The organism is Flavobacterium ginsenosidimutans, assembly GCF_003254625.1.
GTDB classification, from domain to species: Bacteria; Bacteroidota; Bacteroidia; order Flavobacteriales; family Flavobacteriaceae; genus Flavobacterium; species Flavobacterium ginsenosidimutans.
The window spans coordinates 200,429-225,708 of sequence record NZ_QJRJ01000075.1 but is presented as its reverse complement, the minus strand read 5'-3'; the positions used below and the strand labels follow the sequence as shown (position 1 = coordinate 225,708).

The following is a 25,280-nucleotide window of genomic DNA, read 5'->3' as shown; positions in this document are numbered from 1 at the left end:
TTACAGTGGAAAAGTAATTGGAAAGGCTTTGTATTATTTATTAAACTAGGATTAATTATAAAGAAGAATATATATTATGGAATCATCTAAATTTTTAAAACAGATAAGATTGGGAATATTTATATGTGTATCCTTATACTTACTAGGCTATGCTATTGGTTATCTTTTTAAATAACAAATGCTTTTAATTTGGTCAGACAATCTCTTTCCTAAAGTTCTTGGAAAGAGAATTTTTTAATGTCAAAATCTTTCTATGAATTTTAGTTCAGACCCAATAAACACCCTAGAAAATCTTATAGCAAAAAACAAAACAAAAAGCTTTTCAATCTATTTGATTTTAATTTTAACCGTTCTGATTTTCTTGGGATTATTGCCTTTAATTAAAGTCGACATCAGTAGTCAGAGCCGTGGTATTATTAGAAGCAAGATAGACAATGTTCCTGTTGCAACAATTGTAAGCGGCAGGATAAATTGGATAGCATTAAAAAATAATGCTTTTGTAAAAAAAGGAGATACACTTTTAAAGATCTCTAAAGAGAATTTGGAAAGCGAGAAAAGAACCCAAGATACATTGTCAAGCTCTGTTTTGTTATTGTTAAGTGATATTTCAAATCTTTTGCACAACAAAACATCGCAATTGCAGACATCCACAGCGCGAGAGGATTTATTTAAATTTCAATCAGGGAAAAACGAACTGCAAAGTAAAATTTCGCAAGCACAAATAAATTACGATCGTAATAAAATTCTTTATGATAAAGATATTATTGCAAAAGCAGATTTTGAAAAATATGATTATGAATTACGTTTAGCCAAACAAGCGTTGCAAAGTTTTGTAAGTCAGCAAAAATCAACATGGGAAAATCAGAAAAGAGATTTAGAAGAACGATTAAAAAATCTTAATGGAACTGTTACTAAAATAAACGTTGAGTCGAATAATTATTTTGTTTTGGCTCCCATTTCGGGAACTATAGAAAACTTTTCAGGGATTCAAAAAGGTTCTTTTGTAAATGCATCGCAATCTATTGCAACAATTTCTTCTCCAGATCATCTTATTGTTGAGAATAATGTCTCTCCAAATGATATTGGTTTGATTAAGAAAAATCAAAAAGTAAAATTTCAATTAGATGCTTTTAATTATAACCAATGGGGTTTGTTGGAAGGGAAAGTAATTGATATTGACCAAAATATAACAATGCAGGGAGAACAAGCATTTTTTAAAGTTCGCTGTGCATTAGATTCTAAAACTTTACACCTAAAATCGGGTTACAAAACCGATGTTTCAAAAGGAATGACCTTAACCACAAGATATATAATTACACGCCGAAGTTTATTCGATTTGCTATTTGACAAAATAGACAATTGGCTAAACCCAAAACAATTATCTGCTAAAATATAAATGGCTTCAATAAAAATAAAACAACATGATATTAAAGATTGTGGTGCTGCTTGTTTGGCATCTATTGGAAACCATTTCAAAGTTAATCTTCCCATAGCCAGAATTCGTCAATATGCCAATACAGATAAGCGAGGGACTAATGTTCTTGGGATAATTGAAGCTGCCGAGAAAATGGGTTTTACAGCAAAAGGAGTAAAAGGAGGTTTTGATTCTTTAGATAAAATCCCGCTTCCAGCAATTGCCCACATTATCACAAAAGAGCAATTACATCATTATGTAGTGATTTATAAAGTTGAAAAATCTACAATCATGGCTATGGATCCAGGTTTTGGTAAAATGGAAACATACACTTTTGATGAATTTCAAAAAATCTGGACGGGCGTTTTAATTCTTTTTGCACCAAATAATGATTTTAAAACATTAAATGAAAAAACTTCGCCTATAAAACGGTTTTGGAATTTAATTCAGCCACACAAAACTATTTTAATTCAAGCATTAATTGGTGCTATTGTATTTACAGTTTTAGGATTGGCTATGTCTATTTATATTCAAAAAATAACGGATTATGTTTTAGTTGATGGCAATAGAAATCTGCTTAATTTATTAAGTGTTTCCATGATCGCAATTATTTTGCTTCAGGCTTATATTGGCTCAAAGAAAAGCATTTTTGTGATGAAAACAGGCCAGTTAATCGATGCCAAATTAATCTTAGGTTATTATAAACATTTGCTTCATCTGCCACAGCGGTTTTTTGACACGATGCAAATCGGAGAAATCACATCTAGAATAAATGATGCTGTAAAAATACGATCCTTTATAAATGAAACTGCGATCGAAATGATTGTAAATATTTTTATCGTCGTCTTTTCATTTGTATTAATGTTTACCTATTATTGGAAATTGGCTTTGGTCATTATTCTGGTTATTCCGTTTTATGTTTTTGTTTATTTTCTGCTAAATAAATTCAACAAAAAGGTTGAAAGAAACATAATGGAAAATGCAGCTGAATTACAAACACAATTAGTTGAAAGCATTACGCATGTTAGAACTGTAAAAGAATTTGGGATCGAAGAGTTTTCAAATTTAAAAACCGAAAACAAATTTGTAAAACTATTGTTTATAACATATAAATCTGGTCTAAATGGCATTTTTGCCACAACATCGACGCAGTTTTTGGCATCTGTATTTACTGTAATCTTAATGTGGATTGGTTCAGGTTATGTAATCGACAGAGCAATTACTCCTGGAGAATTGTTTTCGTTTTATGCTCTGATAGGATATTTTACTTCTCCTGTGGCTTCTTTAATAAATATGAATAAAACAGCACAAAATGCACTAATTGCAGCAGACAGACTTTTTGAAATCATGGATTTAGAAAGAGAAGAAACAGAAAACAAAATTGAATTATCAAAAGAAAATTTGGGAGATATAAAATTTGAAAATGTTTCTTTTCGGTATGGATCTCGCATGGAAGTTTTTAAAAATTTTAATGCCGTATTCAAGAAAAACCAGACAACAGCGATTGTAGGTGAAAGCGGTAGCGGAAAAACTACTTTAATTTCGTTATTGCAAAACCTTTACCCAATAAAAGAGGGCAAAATTAATATTGGAGATTTTGACCTTCATCATGTTCATTATAAGAGTTTAAGAGAAATTGTTGGTGTTATTCCCCAACAGCTTAATTTGTTTTCTGGAAATATTATAGAGAACATTGCTTTAGGGGAATCTTTTCCTAATATTCAGAGAATTTTAGAGCTTTCAAAACAACTTGGAATTCATGAGTTTGTCGAAAAATTGCCAAATGGATTTGAAACACAGATTGGTGAAAATGGAGCGATGCTTTCGGGCGGACAAAAACAAAGAATTGCCATCGCAAGGGCATTGTATAAAAATCCCGAAATTTTGTTAATGGATGAAGCGACGGCATCATTAGATACTCAATCAGAAAAAATTGTGAAAGATGTTATTGATAATTTTAAATCCTCAGGAAAAACTATAATTGTCATTGCACATCGTTTGAGCACAATAGCCAATGCAGATACTATATTAGTTATGAAAAATGGTTCAATTGTGGAATCTGGAAATCATTTTGATTTGTTAGAACAAAAAACGGAGTATTTCAATTTGTGGAATAAGCAGAATTTGATTTAAATGTTTGTTAATTAATAAACATTTCGATTTCTCGTTTTAACAAGATGCTGTAACTTTACTTTTTGAACACTGCCTTACTCAATTGGTAGTATAAAATCATTAAAAGTTACAAGTATATGGCAACGAAATTATTTTCTCCGCTCACGATAAAAAAAATCACTTTAAAAAATAGAATTGCAATCTCCCCAATGTGCCAGTATTCTGCAATTGACGGATTTGCAAATGATTGGCATCTTGTTCATTTAGGAAGCCGTGCAACTGGCGGAGCTGGACTTATTATTCAGGAAGCAACAGCAGTTTCTCCAGAAGCCAGAATTTCTCCTTCAGATCTTGGAATCTGGAAAGATGAACATATCGAAAAATTAAAACAAATCAACGCTTTTATTGTTTCTCAAAATTCGATTCCGGGAATCCAGTTAGCACATGCGGGAAGAAAAGCAAGTGTTTCGGCTCCTTGGTTGGGAAATAAAAAATTAGATTTCGCTCAAGGCGGATGGCAGACCGTTGCGCCAAGTGCGATTCCGTATCATGATGGCGAACCATTTCTTCCAGAAGCTTTAGATAAAAACGGAATTCAAAAAGTAATCTCCGATTTTAAAACTGCTACAAAAAGAGTAGTGGAAGCAGGATATCAGGTTTTAGAAGTTCATGCGGCTCATGGTTATTTACTGCACCAGTTTTTGTCTCCTTTAACGAATGTAAGAACAGATGAATATGGAGGAAGTTTCGAAAACAGAATCCGTTTCACTTTAGAAGTTGTAGAAGCAGTTCAGTCAGAATGGCCTTCAGATTTGCCTTTATTTGTTAGAATTTCAGCAACAGATTGGGCAGAAAATGGTTGGAATCCAGAAGAATCTGTACAGCTTTCTAAAATATTAAAAGAAAAAGGAGTAGATTTAATCGATGTTTCTTCAGGCGGATTGGTTTCGCATCAAAAAATAACATTAGGATCAGGTTATCAGGTTCCTTTTGCAGAAAAAGTAAAACAAGAAGCCAACATTGCCACAGGCGCAGTCGGACTAATTACAGAAGCCAGACAAGCAGAAGAAATTTTAAATATGGATCAAGCTGATTTAATTTTATTCGCCAGAGAATCATTGAGAAATCCGAACTTGCCTTTAGATTTCGCTAGAGAATTAAATGACGATATTCAATGGCCAAAACAATACGAGAGAGCTAAACTTTAATTTTTTTTCCGCCACGAATTCACGAATCTATTTTTTTTTAATTCGTGAATTCGTGGCGAATAAACTAAAACAAAACCAATGCAAAAGATAAAGACAGCACTATTATCATACGGAATGTCAGGAAAAGTTTTCCATGCTCCGTTTTTAGATATTCACGAAGGATTTGAATTATTAGGTTCTTGGGAAAGAAGCAAAAAATTAATTCAAGAAGATTATCCATACGTAAAAAGTTACGCTTCGCTAGACGAATTATTAAGCGATGATGTCGATTTAGTAATCGTAAATACACCAGTGGGAACGCATTACGAATATGCTAAAAAAGTGCTTTTGGCAGGAAAGCATGCAGTTGTAGAAAAAGCTTTTACAACAACAGTTGCTGAAGCAAAAGAGTTAGTCAAAATTGCAAAAGAAAAAGGCTTGAAATTGGCTGTTTTTCAGAACAGAAGATGGGACAGCGATTTTAAAACCATAAAAAAAGTAATCGACGACGGCGTTTTAGGAGATTTGGTAGAAGCAGAATTTCATTTTGACCGTTACAATCCATTATTGAGTCCAAAAGCGCATAAAGAAACAGCAAATGACGGAGCTGGAGTTCTTAAAGATTTGGGGCCGCATATTATTGATCAAGCTGTAAGCTTGTTTGGATGCCCAAAAGCCGTTTTTGGAGACATTCGTGTAACCAGAGAAAATTCTGTTGTAGACGATTGGATCGATCTGACTTTGTTTTATTCTAATTTCAGAGTTCGTCTAAAAGCTGGTTTTTTTGTGAGAGAAGCCAATCCGGCATACACCATTCATGGAAAAAAAGGATCTTTCTTAAAACCTCGCGGAGATGTTCAAGAAGATGATTTGAAAGTGGGTAAAAAACCGAATTTAGATTCTTGGGGGACAGAAGACGAAAGCTTGCAAGGACTTCTACATACTGAAATTGAAGGTAAAATTGTGAGAGAAAAAATCCCAACGCTTCAAGGCAACTATTTCAGTTTCTTCGACGGCGTTTACGATTCGATTGCAAACGATAAAAAAGAACCGGTTACAGCAGATGAGGGTGTGAAAGTAATGCAGATTATAGAAGCTGCAATTGCAAGTAATGCACAGCAAAAGGTAATCAGCATATCCTAAGTTAGGATTATCATTCCGTAGGAATGTTTCGTCGGTAGAAAAAATAATATTCAGACGCATTTACGTTCCGTAGGAACGTTTGATTTTGATGCCATTTTTTAATAATCTAATGTGTCAAACGTTCCTACGGAACAAATAAATCATATATAAAAAGGGCTATCTCAATTTTGAGACAGCCCTTTTTATTAGTTTTAAAAAAATGAAACAAATTATAATTCTACTAAACCTGAAAAATTGTAATTTTAATAAGAAGATTATAATTGAAAACTTCTTAATTTATAAACAATAACGTTGTAAATTGTGTATAGTTCTTCAATATACGCACTTTGCCATGCGTTTTTAGTATTTTTGACAATATCATAAAAATTTAATATGCTGATAAATTTTAACCCATTAGCGCTTTTTCAGACCAAAGGAAAAATCAAGAAAGTATTTAGAGAAGCAAAAGCCTCTTATTTAAACCGTATTCGTTTTGCTGTTGGAATGTTTTATTTCGGAATGGGTTTGAGTTTTGCTACATGGGCGAGCAGAATTCCAGATATTAAAACGGCTTTAAATTTAAGCGAAGGAGATTTAGGTTCTATACTTTTTGCGCTTCCAGTTGGACAATTGGCTATCATGCCGTTTTCAGGAAAAATGGTCACAAAATTTGGAAGCCACCGCATTCTTATTTTTTCTTTAATAATGTACGTTTTCTGTCTTATAAACTTAGGTTTAGCAACAACGGCATTACAATTATCTCTCGGATTATTTTTGTTTGGTTTATTTGGAAACCTTGCCAATATCGCTGTAAACACACAAGGCGTTTATACCGAAGTTTTGTTTAAAAAGACAATCATGTCATCATTTCACGGAATGTGGAGTTTTGCAGGATTCACAGGTGCGTTAGTTGGTTTAGGAATGCTGGCTTTAAAACTAAATCCGCTGCATCATTTTATAATTGTGGGGATTATAGTTTTATTGATGGTCGCGTTTAATTTTAAATTTTTAGTTAGAGCCAAAGAAAAAAAGAAACCAAAAGAAGAAGGCAAAAAACTATTTGTAAAACCAGATACCGCTTTGCTTTGGCTTGGTGTAATCGGATTTTGCAGTATGGCCAGCGAAGGTGTTATGTTTGACTGGAGTGGTGTTTATTTTAAAGATATTGTAAAAGCGCCAGGACCATTGGTGGTTTTAGGTTATACTTCTTTTATGATTATGATGGCTAGCGGAAGATTTCTTGGTGACGGATTAATCAATAAATTTGGACGCGAACGCGTTATGCAGATTAGTGGTGTTATGATTTCGGCCGGACTTTTTACAGCTGTTTTTCTACCTTATATTATTCCATGTACCATTGCTTTTATGTTTGTAGGTTTGGGCGTTGCAACGATTGTTCCTACCGTTTATAGTATTGCAGGTAAAAACCCAACAGTTCCTGCGGGAGAAGCTTTAACGATTGTTTCGAGTGTAAGTTTCTTAGGTTTCTTAATGGGACCTCCAGTAATTGGGCATATTGCGCAAAGTTTCGGATTGCAGTTTTCTTTTGCATTTATTGGAATTTTTGGAGTTCTAATTGCTTTTATGGTTTCTAAAATTAGAACATCAGCTTAATATCTTTTTGATTAATATTGATTAAAAACAAATAAATTTGTAGGAATTTATTTGTTTTTAAATATTTCTTTCTATATTTGAATTCAAGCAATTGCTTGAGTTTACAACGCTCTTTTTTCCAAAAGCCAATTTTATCTTTTGAATGAAGGATTTCGATCCTAAAATGATTTTGAAAGTAAATTGAATTTTTTTAATGAGAAAAAAGTACGCGGTCTTCTTTATTGTATGGTTTTTTAATTTTGCTTTTTCACAGAAGGAAATTACGGTAACAGGAATTGTTATTGACGCTCGAACGCAAAATCCGCTAGAAAATGTAGTGGTAACGATACAAAATACTGCTGTAATGCAGCTAACGTCAAAAACTGGGAAATTTGAACTTCATATATTTCCCAAAAAAGAACAATTGCTTTTATTGAGAAGTCAAGGATATAAAGATTTCCTTTTAAAAGTGCAGTCTAATGCAGGTCAAAATATAGATCTTGGGATTTTACAATTAGAAGATACGTATTCAGATGAAGTTCCGGCAGCATTGATTACACTTTCTGATAGTGATTTTTCGGATGATAATAGCTCGTCTGAAATGACTTCTGGACTTTTACAGTCTTCAAAAGATGCTTTTATGTTGGCATCTGCTTTCAATTGGGGGCAAGCCCGATTTCGTATTCGTGGTTTAGACAGCGAGAACGGAACGATGATGCTCAACGGAATGGCCATGAATAAAATCTACGACGGTAGACCGCAATGGAGCAATTGGGGCGGTTTGAATAATGTACTTCGTAATCAAGAATTCTCGGTTGGAGCTGCTGCTTCCAATTATACTTTTGGTGGAATTTTAGGCACACAGCAGATTTTTACAAGAGCTTCTTTATATCGAAAAGGAACATCACTCACATTTTCAGGAAGCAATACAACTTATACTTGGCGCGGAATTGGAACTTACGCTTCAGGAATGAATGCTTCGGGTTGGGCTTATGCAATTTCTGCAGGAAAACGCTGGGCAGATGAGGGTTATTTTGAAGGTACAAATTTCAACGCAGATTCTTTTTTTCTTAGTGTCGAAAAGAAATTAAACAATAAACATTCAGTCAATTTTACGGGATTTTATACTCCAAATTCACGCGGAAAAAACTCAGCCAATACAAATGAAGTAACTGGTTTAATGAATGAAAAATACAATTCCTATTGGGGATTTCAGAATGGTGAAAAACGAAATGCAAGAGTAAAGAATGTTGAAGAGCCTTTATTTATGCTGAATCATTATTTTAAAATTGATGATAAAACAAATCTAAATTCTGCGATAATGTATCAATTTGGAAAGGTAGGAAATAGCAATATAGATTACCAAAATGCTGAAAGTCCAGATCCTGTTTATTATAAAAAATTACCAAGTTATTTTAGTTCGCTTTATGCGAAAGATCAAGGTGAATTTTCAGGCGAGTTTACTCCGGATTATGAAAATGCAGATAAAAACAAAATAGCCCTTTTAGTAAATCCGCAGATAGATTGGAACAAAATGTATTTTGCTAATCAGAAAGTTGGACCAAATGGTTTTGAACCTTCTCAAAGTCATTACGTGCTTTACGAAGACAGAACAGATGATCAAACTTTTGCTGTAAGTTCAAATCTGAACACACAGCTTTCTTCTAATATTTCTTTTGACGGAGGCTTTACTTTTAAAAAATTGAAGTCTCATAATTTTCAATATTTACTAGATCTCCTTGGTGGAGAATACTTCGAGGATATAGATCCGTTTTACAAAGGAAATCTTTCGCAATCTGATTTGCAGAATCCAAATCGAAAGGTTAAAAAAGGCGATACTTACGGATATAATTTTAATTTTCTGGCTAATACTTTGGATGTTTTCACGCAGTTTAGGTTTACGTATAACAAAACAGAATTCTTTTTGGCACAGTCTTATTCTGTTTCAGATTATCAAAGAGAAGGTTTGTATCAAAACGGACTTTATCCTACTACTTCTTTAGGAAAAAGTGAAAATGTAAATTTTGAGAATTTTGGTTTTAAAGGCGGATTTACTTATAAAGTTTCAGGAAAACAATTGCTGTTTTTTAATGCTGCACATCTTACTCGTGCGCCTTCATTAAGAAATACTTTTTCCAATTCACGTTTAAATAATAGCATAGTTGACGGAATCGAAAGTGAAAATATTACAAGTGCAGAGGCAAATTATGTTTATCGTTCTGCTAAACTCAAATTACGTTTAACAGCTTATTATACTTTAATTAAAAATACATCAAAAACTTCTTTTTTCTACGCAGAAGGAATCTTTGATAATGGCGCGGGATATGATGCTACTGATGCTTTTGTAAGTCAGACTTTGACCAAGTTAGACAAGAAAAATACTGGCGCAGAATTGAGTTTTGAGTATCAGATTTCATCAACATTTAAAACGAATTTATCTGCAGCTTTTGGAAATTATATTTACAGTAGTAACCCAAATGTGATGATTACAAATGATGCTAATATGGCAAAAGATGGTGTGCAGACGACATTTAATTTTGGAGAATCTTATCTCAAGAATTACAAACAGCCTGGAATGCCACAACAAGCTTATTCATTTGGACTGGAATATCGTGATCCTAAATTTTGGTGGCTTGGCGCTAATATTAATTATTTGGCAGAAAGTTATATTGATGTTTCACCAATTTCTAGAACATCTCAGTTTTATATCAATCCAGCAAACGGATTTCCTTTTCCCGAAGCAACTTCAGAAAGAGGAAATGAATTATTAAAACAAGAAAAATTTAATCCAATTACATTGCTGAATCTTAGCGGTGGCAAATCTTGGCGTATCCGTAAAAAATATATTGGACTTTTTGCAAGCGTAAATAATGTACTTGATTTGGTTTATAAAACAGGTGGCTTTGAGCAGGCAAGAAATGCAAATTTTAGAGCCTTAAATCAAGATGTTTCTAGTGGCACCCCTTCTTTTGGACCAAAATATTATTACGGTTACGGACGAACTTATTTTCTAAATCTTACTATCGGTTTATAAATTGAAAATCTATTTCTTATGAAAAAACTAGTTTTATTTTTTATCTCCCTATTATTATCTGGATGCAATGCTGAAGTTGAATCTCCAAAATTAGCTTGCACGCAGCCCAATTTTACTGCAAACAAAACGGTTGAAAACATATATGAGCTTTCGGGTACAACTGCGAAACAATATGTATATGATGATATTATAGAAGCTTATGTAGTGTCGAGTGATGAAGGTGGTAATTTTTTCAAATCAATTTCACTGCAGACTTTACCAACTGCAGTAAGTCCATCTATTGGTTTGAGTGTTCCTGTAGATGCCTCAAATACCTACATAGATTATCGTGTGGGAAATAAAGTATATGTAAAACTTAAAAATCAATTTACAGATCTATATTATGGTGGTTTAAGAGTTGGAAGTCTTTATGTGAGTAATGCTGGAGATCCTACAATTGGCAGAATTTCTCAAAACGAATATATAAATGTACTGAACGCATCCTGCGCAATGATCGATGAAAATCAATTGGTGGCATCACTTTCTATAGAAGAAGCATTGTCAGATTCTAGATTAAATACTTTGATTGAATTAAATGATGTTGAATTTACAGAAGCAGCATTAGGGCGCCATTATTTTGAAGAATCTAATAATGTTGGAGGCTCGACCAATTGGAATTTAAGAGATAAAACAGGAAATCAAATTATTTTTAGAACTAGCGGTTATGCAAAATTTGCAGACCATTTTGTACCTGAAGGAAGTGGAACAGCGAGAGGAATTTTAACAAAGTTTGGTTCAGATTATCAGTTTATGGTTCGTTCTGAAAATGATGTTGTTATGAATGGAAAAAGAAGTACACCATTTTTCTCAGAAGATTTCCAGTCGGTTAAAAACAACGTGAATTTTGCATTGCCAGGCTGGAGCAATATTGTAGAAAAAGCAGCCAAATTATGGAAGAGTATGGTTTATTCTGGAAATGGTTATGCAGAGTTTAATACAACAAGTACAACAGCGGCCGAGAATATTGCATGGCTCGTTTCGCCTAAAATTAATCTTGAAGGATACAAAAATGCTGTTCTTTCTTTTAGAAGCGCACAGCATGATTTGAAGGTTGATTCGCCACTAAATACTTTGGAGGTTTACGTTTCGACCAATTTCGATGGTTCAAGTATAGCGAAGGCTAAATGGACAAAATTAAAAGCAAATGTCCCAACGCTTTCTACACCCGCTCGACAATTTATTAGTTCTGGTGGAATTGATCTTTCGGAGTATTCTGGAAAAATAAATATTGCATTTAGATATGTAGGATCTGGAAAAGATAAGACTTTAAACGGTGCTTTTATGGTTGATGACGTTAAGATTTTTGGAGAGAAATAAGAACTGGCTTAGAATAATGGAAATAATTTGCTGATTTTTAATGTATTATTGAAAAGTTTGTAGTTTTTGTATTTCAAAACGTTAAAATCTAATTGAATTTTGTATTTTGGTCATCCCAAATCAATACAAAAAAACAAATATGAGAACCTACTTTATTGCCATCATAATGATGGTGTTTCCTTTCTTGATGCATAGTCAGGACAATGTTAGACTAAAGCAGATCAATATTGTAAAAACAAATTACCAAAACTCTAAAGACGGCGAAATTGTTAACAAAACAATGGCTTTTAAAGACGGTAAACTTCAAACTATAACTACTTCAGATGTTGTACAGCATTTCTATTACAACAAAAATGGGTTGCTTGATATGACAGTTAAAGATAAAATTGGAAGTGACTGGAAAGAAGTGGTAAACTATTCTTATGATGCTGATAACAACATAACTAAATTTGTAAAAAAATATCAGGAAGGGCCTAATTATATTACAAAAGTAGTTTCGTTTTTATATGAAGGAGCGAGAGTAAAAGTAACTACAAAAAAGAGTACCAATCATCAGAATTTAGTAGACGATATTGAATATCTTGTTGAAAACGGGATTATTGTAAGACGTACTTCACGTGATAGAAATAAGGCTATTATTGGAAAATTAGAATATGTTTATGTAAACGATAATGTGTCGAGACATAAAGGATTAGTTGGAGATAAAATCTCTAAATCATACACTTATGATGATAAAAAATCGGTTGACCAATTAATCGTTCAAAATCTTTTCGGTGATAATTACAAAGTAATCGTTCCAATGATTTCTTATCATGAAGATGAATTTGAATTTGAATCTATTTCATATAATAATGAAATGAATTTTAGTCCATCGTCAACAGCTTTAGTAGCAATCAGCAGAAAATACAAATACAATAAATTAAACTATCCAATTTCTTGCTCTCAGATAGAAGAAAACGGAATTGTGAAAACGGAAAAAACGTTTATTTACGAATAAAAGTTTTAAAAATAGACCATTTATTGAGTAAGTGGAATCTTGTTGAGTTTATCTTGACGGGTTCCATTTTTTTTTGAAGTTTATTCTCCTAATATAAATGTAAAAACAAAATTGTATAATCGATTGTAGCTGACAAATCATTAAATTTGCAACTTATTCAAGACTATGTTAGAAAAAGAAGTTATAAACTTTGAGCGAACAGTAATCGTTGGGATTGTTACTCAAAGTCAAAGTGAAGAAAAACTAAATGAATATTTAGACGAATTGGAGTTTTTGACTTTTACCGCTGGTGGTGAGGTTATTAAACGTTTTTCGCAGAAAATGGAACGCCCTAATCCAAAGACTTTTGTGGGAACGGGAAAAATTGATGAAATCAATCTTTTTGTGGTTGAAAATAAAATATCGACTGTAATTTTTGATGATGAATTAACGCCATCACAGCAAAAAAATATTTCAAGAATTATTGATTGTAAAATTCTAGACAGAACGAATTTGATTCTGGATATTTTTGCACAAAGAGCCGAAACTTCATACGCAAGAACGCAGGTAGAATTGGCGCAATGCCAATATTTATTGCCAAGACTTTCTGGTTTATGGACACACCTTGAGCGTCAAAAAGGAGGTATCGGTATGCGTGGACCTGGGGAAACGGAGATCGAAACAGATAGACGTATCGTACGGGACAGAATTTCGTTATTGAAAGAGAAAATCAAAACGATTGACAAACAAATGGGAGTTCAGCGAAGCAACCGTGGCGCAATGGTTCGTGTCGCTTTGGTTGGATATACCAATGTTGGAAAATCGACTTTGATGAATGCAATTGGTAAAAGCGATGTTTTTGTTGAGAATAAATTGTTTGCAACCTTAGATACAACAGTTAGAAAAGTGGTTATTAAAAACCTTCCTTTTTTGCTTTCTGATACGGTTGGATTTATTAGAAAATTGCCGACACAGTTAGTAGATTCTTTTAAAAGCACACTAGATGAGGTTCGTGAGGCAGATTTACTTTTGCATGTTGTAGATATTTCGCATCCAGATTTTGAGGATCATATCGAATCGGTTAACAAGATTTTGCAGGAAATAAAAAGTAACGATAAACCAACGATTATGGTTTTTAACAAAATCGATACTTATAAACATCTTACTATCGATGAAGATGATTTGATTACCGAAAGAACTCGTAAACATTATACGCTTGGAGAATGGAAACAGACTTGGATGAGTAATGTTGGAGAGGATAAAGCACTATTTATTTCTGCAAGAAACAAAGAAAACTTTGAAGAGTTTAGAGAAAGAGTTTATGAAGCGGTTCGCCAGATTCATATTACGCGTTTTCCATATAATAATTTCTTATATCCTGATTATAAGGATGCAGTTGAAAAAGAAGATGAAGAATAAAATAGAAACGGCTTTTGAGAAATCAAAAGCCGTTTCTATTTTGCCACAGATTAAAGGATTTTTTAATCTAAATAATCCTTTAATCTGTGGCATTAATAAATCTAGCCAATGCAATAATTAAAATCCGAAATTGATTCCTAAACCAAATACTTCTCTGGTTTGAAAACCTCTAAAAGCATTGTCGTCATATATTGTCTGGAATGAAAAATTTGCCGATAGAAATTTATTTACTTTCATGACAATGTTTAAGGAATAATTAATATCGACATTTTGAGGGTCTTCTAAATAATTTGAATATAAATTTAGAGTATTTTCGGCAGTAACATTAGTCATAATAGCCAGTTTGTAATACACAGAAGCATAGAATCCGAGTTCGTAACGCATGCTTTTGTTGGCATCGACACCAAAATAATATCCATCAGGATAAGGTAAACCTGTCGCGGGATCAATAGCTGTGGTGTAAGCTTTGTCTACAAAGGTGAATTTTGAAGTTAGCGGCGCAAAATTTATCTTGAGATTTTCATCTTTTGACCAATAAATACCAGGACCAGTTGTTAGATAACCTGGAGACATGAATTTAGTGTTTTCGGTTCTAATTTCTTTCCCGTTTGCATCCTGTCCGTAAAGATATCCCGTTGTAAACTGTGTTCTGAAATTTAAGAAATAAGAATAATACCATTCTCCAAAAGCTCTTTTTCCGACGATTGAATTGAATTCTAAACGGTCATCTGTTTTCTTTTCAAAATCAGCATTTTTAGTTTGAAGTAAACCGTAATAGGCAAGAACTTTGTTGTCCCAGGTTAAATCGTCTTTTTTGTAGTTGAAATCATAATTGATTCCGAGTGTTCCTGAGAAACTGTCTTCACCTCCAGCAATCCAGTTGTTAAAACTAGATTGGTTTAATAAAAGAGATACGGTTCCTTTTGCTTTCCAGCCTTCTCCTTCAATTGTATCATTGATTTTTTTTACGGCTTTTTCTGTATTTTGTGCTAGTTCTTTTTCTGTATTTTGGGCTTGTACAAATGTAAGATTTGCTAAAACGAAGAGTAATAATAGTATCTTTCTCATGGTTTTTAGTTTAGAGTGTATTATCAAATATACTAAAAACCAATGAAAAGTTAAGGGATACTATGTGTTATTGCAGGTTATTTCTTAGATTCTTTGTATAATGGCACTGCAGAACATGCTTCGCCATACATAATGCTTCGGGCAAAAGGCTGAAGATTATTTGTTGCTAAAATATAAGCGCGCATCGGAACTGGTTTTCTAGAACAGCCTTTTACAATTACAGGTTTGTTTTGGTAAACGGAGTAATCGATTTTGCTTAAAATTTCTTCATAAAGGCTTGCGTCAAGATCTTCGATGGTTCCGTTGACTACTTTTTTTGCAAAAGGTGCTAAATGAACGCTAACCAGAATTAATGCCCAAGCGGGAATTATAGCATCTGTACTGCAGTGTACAGCTACATATTGATCTTGATATTGTGACCAATCGTGGTTTTTAAGATGCTCTCTAAAGTCTTTTTCTTTCAATAAAAATCCTTCCAAAAGCCATTGCGAAATGTCAATCTGCACACGCATTCCTTTTGGATAATAATCCTCTAAATCAAAAACTTCTAAAGCACTATTGGCAACTTTATTGATAATTTCTTCCATTTCTTTTTAGTTTTCAGTCTCAGTTTTCAGTCACAGTTGAACACTGCGACTGAGACTGTAAACTGTATACGTTTTCAATTGTTATAGCCACAGTTAGATACTGAAAACTGCGACTGAAAACTGAACACTTTATTTAAAGTTTAAAGCATTCCTAATTCTAACTTAGCTTCTTCGCTCATTAAGTCTTTACTCCAAGGCGGATCGAAAGTAATTTCTACGTCTACATCTTTAATGTTTTCGATCGTTTTTACTTTCTCTTCTACTTCTCTTGGCAAGCTTTCTGCAACTGGGCAGTTTGGAGAAGTAAGTGTCATTAAGATTTTTACTTCGTAATCTGTGTTTACCATTACATCGTAAATTAATCCTAACTCATAAATATCTACAGGAATCTCAGGATCGTAAATGCCTTTTAAAACTCTTACGATTGATTCTCCTAATTCGTTTGTGTCTATTTCTTGTTCCATTTTTGTATTTGTTTTTACCATTAAGAAATTAAGAGAATTAAGTTTTGCTTCTGTATTTACTAAGCTTAATTTTCTTTTAATTAATTATTTAAGAAAAATAAGCTCAAAGCTTTATGAAACTTAATGCCTTAATGGTTTAATTTTTTTTAATTTTTGCTTTTAGCATCAAAAGCCAAAGCGTACATTTTGATGTTTTTTATCATTGAAACCAAACCGTTTGCACGAGTGGCAGATAAATGTTCTTTTAAACCAATTTCATCTATAAAATCAGTATCAGCTTCCAAGATATCTTTTGCTTTTTGATTAGAGAAAGCACGGATTAAAATCGCGATTATTCCTTTTGTCAAAATAGCATCGCTGTCGGCAGTGAAAACAATTTTATCATCGTTTTGTTCGCCTTGCAACCAAACTTTTGACTGGCAGCCTTTGATTAAATTATCATCGGTTTTGTATTCTTCTTTAATTAACGGAAGACTTTTTCCTAGTTCGATGATGTATTCATAACGCTGCATCCAGTCATCAAACATTGAAAATTCGTCTATAATTTCGTCTTGTATTTCTTTTATTGTCATAATTATTCTTTAGAAAAATCAACTAATAAATTTACTAGTTTTTCGATTTCTTTCGGAGGAAAACCATTGTCAAAACCTGCTGTTTCATAGGTTTTTCCGTCTTTGGTTATTTTTAAATTTCCGATAGCGGCGCCATCATATGTACGTTTATCAGTTGGAGCTTTTAAAGTGTTGAGACTTTCTAAGTTAACTTTTGAATAAGCATCAACAATTTTATTCCATTTTGCATCGTCAATATTGCTTTTAACAGCTTCGGCGTTACGTTCTTTAACAACAGAAACCGATTTATTTTGTACTACAATACTTTTGTAATAACCTCTCGACATTGCAGAATATTCAATTTGAGTAGATTTCATGTCGGCTTTTTTTTGACTGCAGCATCCCGTAGCAATAAAAAGTGTCAGGAGCAATAATGATACTATTCGCATATAATTTGTTTTTTTAGCTTAACATAGTTTGTGCTTTCTTAACAGCATCAACCATTGCATCGATTTCTTCTTTTGTGTTATAAAATGAGAAAGAAGCACGAATTGTTCCTGGAATACAGAAGAAATTCATAATTGGCTGAGCGCAATGGTGTCCGGTTCTAACCGCAATCCCTAATTTATCTATAATAGAACCAACATCATACGGGTGAATTCCGTCAATATTAAACGAAATTACAGAAGCTTTATTTTTGGTGTTTCCGTAAATTCGGATACCCTCAATTTCGTTAAGACGTTTTGTAGCGTGCTCTAAAAGCTCAGTTTCATATTCGTGAATGTTTTCAAAACCAATGCTGTTTAAATAATCAATTGCAGTTCCTAAAACAATTCCGCCAGCAATATTTGGAGTTCCAGCTTCAAATTTATGAGGCAAATCTGCGTAAGTTGTTTTTTCAAAAGTAACTTCTTTAATCATTTCGCCACCACCTTGGTAAGGAGGAAGTTTGTTCAGCCATTCTTCTTTTCCGTATAAAATTCCAGTTCCAGTTGGACCGCACATTTTATGTCCTGAAAAAGCATAAAAATCGCAGTCTAATTCCTGAACGTCCGGTTTTAAGTGCGGAACTGCCTGTGCACCGTCAATTAAAACTGCTGCTCCAACAGAATGTGCTTTGTCAATAATATATTTAATTGGGTTAATAACTCCCAATGCGTTTGAAATATGATTTACGGTAACAATTTTTGTTTTGTCTGAAAGCAGTTTATCAAATTCTTCAATGATTAATTCTCCATTGTCATTGATTGGAATAACTTTTAAAACAGCTCCCGTTTTTTCGCATAACATTTGCCAAGGCACAATATTACTATGATGTTCTAATGAAGAAACAACTACTTCATCACCTGGTTTTAAAATCGAAGCAAATCCGTTTGCAACTAAGTTAATTCCGTGCGTTGTTCCAGAAGTAAAAAGCACTTCATGAGCATGTTTAGCGTTGATATGGTCTTTTACTTTTCCGCGAGAAATCTCGTAAGCGTCAGTTGCTAACTGGCTTAAAGTGTGAACGCCACGGTGAATATTGGCGTTGATTTCGTTATAATATTTTACTTCTGCATCGATCACAACTTGTGGTTTTTGCGAAGTAGCTCCGTTGTCGAAATATACTAATGGCTTTCCGTTTACAGTTTGAGAAAGTATCGGGAAATCAGCTCTTATTTTTTGAATATCTAGCATGTCTTATTTAGAAAAAATCTATCTACAAAAGTACTAAAACTAAATTTGTTTATACAGCAATTCTATAATTTCCTTTTATGATGCCATTGATTAAAGGCTTAAATGCTGATTTTATAAAAATCAGTTCGCTTTTCTGAATTATCTGAAACAGATTTATAATTTGAGTCTTAAAATCGTGAACATAAATTATTTATATTGCATTAAAAATAACTTAAATCATCATGAAAAAAATTCTCAAAGTACTTTTGCTTGTTGTGGTTCTTGCTTTTTTATATTTCGGATTTACCACTTATCCGAAACTTGATTTAATTTCTGGCTTCTCTGCCAAAAGTGTCGCTTCAGGACATTTTATTGATAATCGTCCGTTGGATTTAATCCAAAAAACAGACAATGATATCGACATGATTGATTTGGCAGAAAACTCCATTGATGATGCAGGAAAATATGCCATTTCATCAGTTTATGGTCTGAAAGAAAGAAAAGCGATTTATCGTGAAGGATTAGGTGCAACTTTGATTAATGAGAATTTTGATGTTTCAAAACCGTATCTGCTTCCAAAAAGAACAAAATTAGAAAACAATCTTCCTTTTCCATACGGAAATAATGAACCAAAAGACACTGCATTTTCGAATGTTGATTATTCGAAATTAAAAAAAGCTGTTGATGATGCGTTTGACAAAACGGGAGTTAGAATTAAAAGAACTCGCGCTGTTGTAGTTTTGTACAAAGATCATTTAATTGCTGAAAAATACGATACCGGTTTTAATAAAGACAGTAAAATATTAGGCTGGTCAATGACAAAAAGTATCACAAGTTCGGCTTTTGGAGTTTTGGCAAAACAAGGAAAAATTGATATTTATAAACCAGCTCCAGTTAAAGAATGGCAGAACGACGAACGTAAAAATATTACGCTTAACGATTTGCTTCACATGAATTCAGGTTTAGAATGGGAAGAGAATTACAGTACAATTTGTGACGCAACACAAATGCTTTTCCAGGCTGAAGATATGGGAAAAGTGCAATTGGATAAACCAGCGCAATTTAAACCTAATACACATTGGAATTATTCGTCTGGAACTACCAATTTATTATCTCTGATTTTAAGAAGACATTTTAAAACACAGCAGGAATATCTTGATTTTTGGTATAGCGCTGTAATCGATAAAATCGGAATGAACTCAATGATTGTTGAGCAGGATATGAGTGGAACTTTTGTAGGTTCGTCTTACGGATGGGCAACACCACGCGATTGGTCAAAATTTGGTTTATTATATCTTCATAAAGGAAACTGGAACGGAGAACAAATTCTAGATGAAAGCTGGGTAAAATATACATCAACTCCAACGAATACTTCTGATGGAAAATACGGAGCACAATTTTGGTTAAATGCAGGAGGAAAATTCCTAGATGTTCCTCGTGATATGTTTTATTGCAGTGGATATCAAGGGCAAATGGTGGCGATTATTCCATCAAAAGACATGGTTATTGTGAGAATGGGAGTAAGGGAAGAAGAGCCTGGATTTGATTTTAATGGGTTTTTGAAGGAGGTTATTGCTTCAGTCAACAAATAATTATGAAGAAACTATTTCATCCGTTTGTGATACTAATAATTGGTTTTGTATTAAATGCTGTCGCATGGTCTACCAGCATTGGTCATCCGTTTAATACGATCTGTTTATTACTTGGATTGGGATTGTTTTTCTTAGGGATTATATTGTCTATAATAAAAATTAGAGGATGATATTTAACCACAAAGACGCCAAGTAAAAAGCGCAAAGTTCGCAAAGTTTAAAACTAAACCTTGCGAACTTTGCGTAACCTTTGTGTCTTTGCGGTAAAACCTGACTACAAATCAAATCCTAAATTCACGCCTAATTTCATAGCAATGATTTTAGTAATTCTTTGTTTTAATTCTGGTATTTTAATGCTTTCGATAACGGCATTTGAGAATGCGTACATCAATAAAGCTTTAGCTTCTTTTTTCGGGATTCCGCGTGACTGCATGTAGAACATTGCTGTTTCATCAAGCTGTCCAACAGTACATCCGTGAGAACATTTTACGTCATCAGCAAAAATCTCTAATTGTGGTTTTGCGTTGATAGTAGCTTTGTCACTCAATAAAATGTTATTGCTTTTTTGAAAAGCATTTGTTTTTTGAGCTTCTTTTTCTACCAAAACTTTTCCGTTGAAAACTCCTGTCGAACGATCAGAGAAAATTCCTTTATAATCTTGGAAACTTTCGCAGTTTGGTTGTGCGTGGTTTACCAGAGTATAATGATCAACGTGTTGTTTGTCGTTTAAGATTGAAATTCCGTTTAACGTACTTGTCAATCTTTCACCATAGTGATAGAAATTCAAATTGTTACGAGTTAAATTTCCGCCAAAAGAGAAAGTATGTACATAAGCATGACTTTCCTGTTGTTGAGAAACGTAAGTGTTGTCAATTAAATTCGCTTCGCTGTTGTCGTTTTGAATTTTGTAATAATCAACAATCGCACGTTTTTGAGCAAAAATTTCCGTAACAGAGTTTGTTAAAACTGGATTTTCATTCAAACTTTGGTGACGCTCAATAATTTGAACATGTGAATTTTCTCCCACAATAACCAAATTTCTTGGCTGAACCATTAAAGCGGCTTCGTTTCCAGTTGAGAAATACATAATCTCAATTGGTTTATCCGCTACTTTTTTCTTTGGAATATTGATAAAAGCACCTTCAATAGCAAATGCAGTATTCAATGAAGTTAAACTATCATCTTTACTCGCAATTTGATTAAAATACGTATCAATAACCATTTTATATTTTGGTTTGGTCAATGCCGATGACATCAAACAAACGTCAATTCCGTCGTGGGTTGTAGAAGACAAATGCGAACTGAAAACGCCATCGATAAATACTAATTTATAAGTATCAATTTCGTGTAAAAAGTATTTTTTTACCTGATTGAATTCGATTGCATTTTCTTCTTTTGGAAAAACCGTAAAGTCATTTTTTAAGATGGCATTTAGCGATGTATATTTCCAAGCTTCTTCTTTTTTGGTTGGGAAACCTTTATTTTCGAAGTTTTTTAAAGCATTTGTGCGTATGTCATGTAAATCTGAATGTACATCGACACGCTCTTCAAAAGCCATAAAAGACGATACTAATTTTTCTTTTAAATCCATTGTTCTTTTGTTTCCTTCGGTGTTTCAGGTTTCAAGTTTCATGTTGCCTATTGAAACTTATTCCCCTTGAAATCTTTTTTATTTAGGTAAGTGATAAAGTTTTTTATTTTACCGCTTAAATTTTCATAATCCTTTTTTAAAACTTCGAATTTTTGTTCCGAAATATATTCAAAATCAAAAACGCGATATAACTGAGATCTCGTTTCTCCGGCTGAACCTTTTGCAATTGATAAAAATTGTCGAAATTCTAAATTTCCATCTCTTTCAAAACCTTCTGCAATATTATCCATTACAGAACCTGAAGAATCTTTTATTTGATTTTTAAATCTGAGATCTGATCTTAACTCTGTATGAACTGCAATAAGATGAATTTCTTTTGCTAATCGTCGAGCTTCTTTCCAAATTTCTAAATCTTCAAATCTATTAATTGTTGCCATTTCTGTTTTTATTTATAAGTTAAAGATTACAAATATAGTTTGTAACTTGAAACTAAAAAAACATGAAACCTGAAACAAATTAATTCTCTGCTTTGATCCAGTCGTATCCTTTTTCTTCTAATTCGTAAGCCAATTCTTTTCCGCCAGATTTTACGATTCTACCGTTGTAAAGTACGTGAACGAAATCAGGAACGATATAATCTAACAAACGTTGGTAGTGCGTGATAACGATAATAGCGTTTTTGTCGCTTTTTAATTTGTTTACACCATTAGCCACAATTCTTAAAGCATCAATATCAAGACCAGAATCTGTTTCGTCAAGGATAGCTAATTTTGGCTCTAACATTGCCATTTGGAAAATCTCGTTTCTTTTTTTCTCTCCTCCAGAAAAACCTTCGTTTAAAGAACGAGAAAGAAATTTACGGTCGATTTCTAACAATTCAGATTTTTCACGAATCACTTTCAGCATTTCGTTAGCTGGCATTTCCTCTTGTCCGTTTGCTTTACGGGTTTCGTTGATGGCAGTTTTCATGAAGTTAGTTACACTAACCCCAGGAATTTCTACTGGATATTGAAAAGAAAGGAAAACACCTTTGTGTGCTCTCTCTTCAGGAGCTAAATCTGCAAGATCTTCTCCGTCAAGGATTACCTCTCCGTCTGTAACTTCGTAGTTTTCGTTTCCTGCAATAACAGCAGAAAGTGTACTTTTTCCAGAACCATTTGGTCCCATGATAGCGTGAACTTCTCCAGCTTTTACTTCTATATTAATTCCTTTAAGGATTTCTTTATCACCAATTGCGGCGTGAAGGTTTTTTATTGATAACATCTTTTTTTTGTTTAAAGTTTCAAGTTTCAAGTTCTCAGTTGTGCTGAAAAGCGAAACTTTGAAAAATCTTTTATTTTAATATGATATAAAATTCTTTTTTAATGGTTAAAAACTTGGTTTTTAACCTACAGATCCTTCTAAAGAAATCTCTAATAATTTTTGAGCTTCAACAGCAAATTCCATCGGAAGTTTGTTCAGGACATCTTTACTGAAACCGTTTACAATTAAGGCAATGGCTTTTTCGGTTGGAATACCTCTTTGGTTACAGTAAAATACTTGATCTTCTCCAATTTTACTTGTAGTTGCTTCGTGCTCAATTTTAGCCGATGGATTTTTACTTTCGATATAAGGGAAAGTATGTGCACCGCAATTGTTGCCCATTAACAATGAGTCACATTGAGAAAAATTTCTTGCATTCTCTGCTCTTGGAGAGATTTGTACTAAACCGCGGTAGCTATTTTGTGATTTTCCAGCTGAAATACCTTTAGAAATAATAGTCGATTTAGTGTTTTTTCCTAAATGGATCATTTTAGTTCCTGTATCAGCTTGTTGGAAATTATTTGTTACAGCAATTGAATAAAATTCTCCTACTGAATTATCTCCTTTTAATACGCAAGAAGGATATTTCCAAGTTACAGCAGAACCAGTTTCAACCTGTGTCCAAGAAATTTTAGCATTAGTTTCGCATAAACCTCTTTTAGTCACGAAGTTGTAAACTCCACCTTTTCCTTCTTTGTTTCCTGGGAACCAGTTTTGAACAGTAGAATATTTAATTTCAGCATCATCCAAAGCGATTAATTCAACTACAGCGGCGTGCAATTGGTTTTCGTCACGGCTTGGTGCTGTACATCCTTCAAGGTAAGAAACGTAACTTCCTTCATCAGCAATAACTAGAGTTCTTTCGAATTGTCCAGTTCCTGCTTGGTTGATTCTGAAATAAGTTGAAAGTTCCATTGGACATTTTACACCTTTTGGAATATAACAGAAACTTCCATCAGAAAAAACAGCTGAGTTTAATGCTGCGTAGAAGTTGTCTTTTTGAGGTACAACAGTTCCTAAATATTTTTTTACTAATTCAGGATGTTCTTTAATAGCTTCAGAAATTGGACAGAAAATAATTCCTTTTTCAGCCAATGTTTTCTTGAAAGTTGTTGCTACAGAAACAGAATCGACAACAATATCCATAGCGACATTGTTCATCATTTTTTGCTCATCAACAGAAATTCCTAATTTTTTGTACATCTCCAATAATTCTGGATCAACATCGTCCAATGTTTTATTAGGATCTACTTGTTTTGGAGCTGAATAATATGAAATCGCCTGAAAATCTGGTTTTTCGTAACGAACATTTGCCCATTCTGGCTCGATCATTTCTTTCCAAGCTCGGAAAGCCTCGATACGCCATTCGGTCATCCATTCAGGTTCTTCTTTTTTAAGAGAAATAGCTCTTACAATTTCTTCGTTTAAGCCAATAGGGAAAGTCTCAGATTCTATATTGGTATAAAATCCGTACTCATATTCTTTAGTTTCCAGTTCGATCTTTAAATCGTCTTCGGTGTATTTGCTCATTATATTTTTAATGTTGTCTTAAAGTTTTTAAAGTCCAAAGTTTTTAAGCCAGTTAGAGTCTTAGAAGATTTTATGGCTTTCGGCTTTTGACTATAAAGAAAATGATTCTCCGCAACCGCAAGTTCTGCTTGCGTTCGGATTATTGAAAACGAAACCTTTTCCGTTTAATCCGCCAGAAAATTCTAAAATTGTTCCAGCTAAATAAAGGAATGATTTTTTTTCAACAGCAATTTGTATGTCGTTGTCAACGAATATTTTGTCGTCTTCTCCTTTGGTTTTGTCAAATTTTAAATCGTAAGACAAACCAGAGCATCCACCGCTCTTTACACCTACTCTTACGTAGTCGTGTGCGGCGTCAAAACCATCGTCAGTCATCAGGTCGATGATTTTCTTTTTGGCAGTATCAGAAACTTTTATCATTGTTCTTAGATGTTTGTTTTTAATGAACATTTTTGATCTGTAATGAATTTAGTACAGATTTAAAACGCTAATTTTCAATGTTAAATAGAAATTATTTGCAAAGATACGACTTAAAAACCTTTTTCCATAACGGTTCACATTATTATAACAAATGAGAAAATAGATATTACTTATTTTGGTAAAATCGATCTTAAAAACAGTTTCAACAATTTCAAAAAAACCTTTTTTTAGAATTAAGCGGCAAAGATCGCTCCTAAATGTTAAAAAACAAGTATTTATACTGATTATAGTCGTTTTTTATTCAAT

At 33.2% G+C, this 25,280-nt stretch carries 22 protein-coding genes; 11 read left to right on the top strand and 11 right to left on the bottom strand.

Annotated elements, in window-relative coordinates; translation table 11 throughout:
- The first annotated feature begins 253 nt into the window (after positions 1 to 253).
- The 10 genes from DM444_RS10565 to DM444_RS24000 all read left to right on the top strand — a co-directional run bounded on the left by DM444_RS10565 (position 254) and on the right by DM444_RS24000 (position 14,334).
- Positions 254 to 1,396, top strand: coding sequence for an HlyD family secretion protein (locus DM444_RS10565; RefSeq protein WP_111286370.1), 1,143 nt, complete (start codon positions 254 to 256; stop codon positions 1,394 to 1,396).
- The gene (locus tag DM444_RS10560; RefSeq protein WP_111286368.1) at positions 1,397 to 3,547 is read left to right on the top strand and encodes a peptidase domain-containing ABC transporter; all 2,151 of its coding nucleotides are present in this window, start codon (positions 1,397 to 1,399) and stop codon (positions 3,545 to 3,547) included. It abuts the gene before it with no gap.
- A 116-nt stretch (positions 3,548 to 3,663) separates the two neighbouring features.
- Complete coding sequence (locus tag DM444_RS10555; protein WP_111286366.1) at positions 3,664 to 4,734, top strand: NADH:flavin oxidoreductase/NADH oxidase; 1,071 nt, start codon at positions 3,664 to 3,666, stop codon at positions 4,732 to 4,734.
- Between the two features lie 78 nt (positions 4,735 to 4,812).
- Positions 4,813 to 5,856 carry a Gfo/Idh/MocA family oxidoreductase gene (locus DM444_RS10550; protein ID WP_111286364.1) on the top strand — a complete coding sequence of 348 codons (1,044 nt, stop codon included), beginning with the start codon at positions 4,813 to 4,815 and terminating at the stop codon, positions 5,854 to 5,856.
- A 372-nt stretch (positions 5,857 to 6,228) separates the two neighbouring features.
- Positions 6,229 to 7,449: an MFS transporter gene (locus DM444_RS10545; RefSeq protein ID WP_111286362.1), complete on the top strand. Its 1,221-nt coding sequence runs from the start codon at positions 6,229 to 6,231 to the stop codon at positions 7,447 to 7,449.
- Between the two features lie 193 nt (positions 7,450 to 7,642).
- A complete protein-coding gene (locus tag DM444_RS10540) occupies positions 7,643 to 10,462 on the top strand; it encodes a TonB-dependent receptor (protein ID WP_111286360.1) in 2,820 nt (939 codons plus the stop codon).
- An 18-nt stretch (positions 10,463 to 10,480) separates the two neighbouring features.
- Entirely contained in the window at positions 10,481 to 11,818 is a 1,338-nt protein-coding gene (locus DM444_RS10535; protein ID WP_111286358.1) for a DUF5689 domain-containing protein, read from the top strand.
- A gap of 139 nt (positions 11,819 to 11,957) precedes the next feature.
- A complete protein-coding gene (locus DM444_RS10530; RefSeq protein WP_111286452.1) occupies positions 11,958 to 12,815 on the top strand; it encodes a hypothetical protein in 858 nt (285 codons plus the stop codon).
- Positions 12,816 to 12,980: 165 nt separating this feature from the next.
- Positions 12,981 to 14,213 (top strand): GTPase HflX, encoded by a 1,233-nt coding sequence (gene hflX / locus DM444_RS10525; protein WP_111286356.1) that lies wholly within the window; start codon positions 12,981 to 12,983, stop codon positions 14,211 to 14,213.
- A complete protein-coding gene (locus DM444_RS24000) occupies positions 14,203 to 14,334 on the top strand; it encodes a hypothetical protein (protein ID WP_262510498.1) in 132 nt (43 codons plus the stop codon). Before hflX ends, DM444_RS24000 begins: the two co-directional genes overlap by 11 nt.
- On the opposite strand, the gene DM444_RS10520 is transcribed toward DM444_RS24000, so the two are convergent.
- From DM444_RS10520 to DM444_RS10495, 6 genes are all read right to left on the bottom strand, one after another.
- Complete coding sequence (locus tag DM444_RS10520; RefSeq protein ID WP_111286354.1) at positions 14,331 to 15,281, bottom strand: DUF3078 domain-containing protein; 951 nt, start codon at positions 15,279 to 15,281, stop codon at positions 14,331 to 14,333. The two genes, DM444_RS24000 and DM444_RS10520, sit on opposite strands and share 4 nt — an antisense overlap.
- Before the next feature lie 77 nt (positions 15,282 to 15,358).
- Complete coding sequence (locus DM444_RS10515) at positions 15,359 to 15,868, bottom strand: DUF2480 family protein (RefSeq protein ID WP_111286352.1); 510 nt, start codon at positions 15,866 to 15,868, stop codon at positions 15,359 to 15,361.
- A 140-nt stretch (positions 15,869 to 16,008) separates the two neighbouring features.
- Positions 16,009 to 16,332: an SUF system Fe-S cluster assembly protein gene (locus tag DM444_RS10510; protein WP_012023258.1), complete on the bottom strand. Its 324-nt coding sequence runs from the start codon at positions 16,330 to 16,332 to the stop codon at positions 16,009 to 16,011.
- Between the two features lie 146 nt (positions 16,333 to 16,478).
- Complete coding sequence (locus tag DM444_RS10505) at positions 16,479 to 16,904, bottom strand: SufE family protein (protein WP_111286350.1); 426 nt, start codon at positions 16,902 to 16,904, stop codon at positions 16,479 to 16,481.
- A gap of 2 nt (positions 16,905 to 16,906) precedes the next feature.
- Entirely contained in the window at positions 16,907 to 17,332 is a 426-nt protein-coding gene (locus DM444_RS10500; protein WP_111286348.1) for a hypothetical protein, read from the bottom strand.
- A 13-nt stretch (positions 17,333 to 17,345) separates the two neighbouring features.
- Positions 17,346 to 18,560, bottom strand: coding sequence for an aminotransferase class V-fold PLP-dependent enzyme (locus DM444_RS10495; protein ID WP_111286346.1), 1,215 nt, complete (start codon positions 18,558 to 18,560; stop codon positions 17,346 to 17,348).
- Positions 18,561 to 18,781: 221 nt separating this feature from the next.
- Between DM444_RS10495 and DM444_RS10490 the strand changes: the two genes are divergently transcribed.
- Complete coding sequence (locus tag DM444_RS10490) at positions 18,782 to 20,131, top strand: serine hydrolase domain-containing protein (protein WP_111286344.1); 1,350 nt, start codon at positions 18,782 to 18,784, stop codon at positions 20,129 to 20,131.
- 274 nt (positions 20,132 to 20,405) lie between these two features.
- Here the strand turns inward: DM444_RS10490 and sufD are convergent, their stop codons facing one another.
- From sufD to DM444_RS10465, 5 genes are all read right to left on the bottom strand, one after another.
- The gene (sufD, locus tag DM444_RS10485) at positions 20,406 to 21,722 is read right to left on the bottom strand and encodes a Fe-S cluster assembly protein SufD (RefSeq protein ID WP_111286342.1); all 1,317 of its coding nucleotides are present in this window, start codon (positions 21,720 to 21,722) and stop codon (positions 20,406 to 20,408) included.
- A 47-nt stretch (positions 21,723 to 21,769) separates the two neighbouring features.
- Positions 21,770 to 22,159 (bottom strand): four helix bundle protein, encoded by a 390-nt coding sequence (locus DM444_RS10480; RefSeq protein WP_111286340.1) that lies wholly within the window; start codon positions 22,157 to 22,159, stop codon positions 21,770 to 21,772.
- A gap of 79 nt (positions 22,160 to 22,238) precedes the next feature.
- Positions 22,239 to 22,985 (bottom strand): Fe-S cluster assembly ATPase SufC, encoded by a 747-nt coding sequence (sufC, locus tag DM444_RS10475; RefSeq protein ID WP_008466070.1) that lies wholly within the window; start codon positions 22,983 to 22,985, stop codon positions 22,239 to 22,241.
- Positions 22,986 to 23,105: 120 nt separating this feature from the next.
- Positions 23,106 to 24,554 carry a Fe-S cluster assembly protein SufB gene (sufB, locus tag DM444_RS10470; RefSeq protein ID WP_111286338.1) on the bottom strand — a complete coding sequence of 483 codons (1,449 nt, stop codon included), beginning with the start codon at positions 24,552 to 24,554 and terminating at the stop codon, positions 23,106 to 23,108.
- Positions 24,555 to 24,644: 90 nt separating this feature from the next.
- On the bottom strand, positions 24,645 to 24,974 hold the full coding sequence (locus DM444_RS10465; RefSeq protein WP_111286450.1) for a HesB/IscA family protein: 330 nt from the start codon (positions 24,972 to 24,974) through the stop codon (positions 24,645 to 24,647).
- Positions 24,975 to 25,280: the final 306 nt, after the last annotated feature.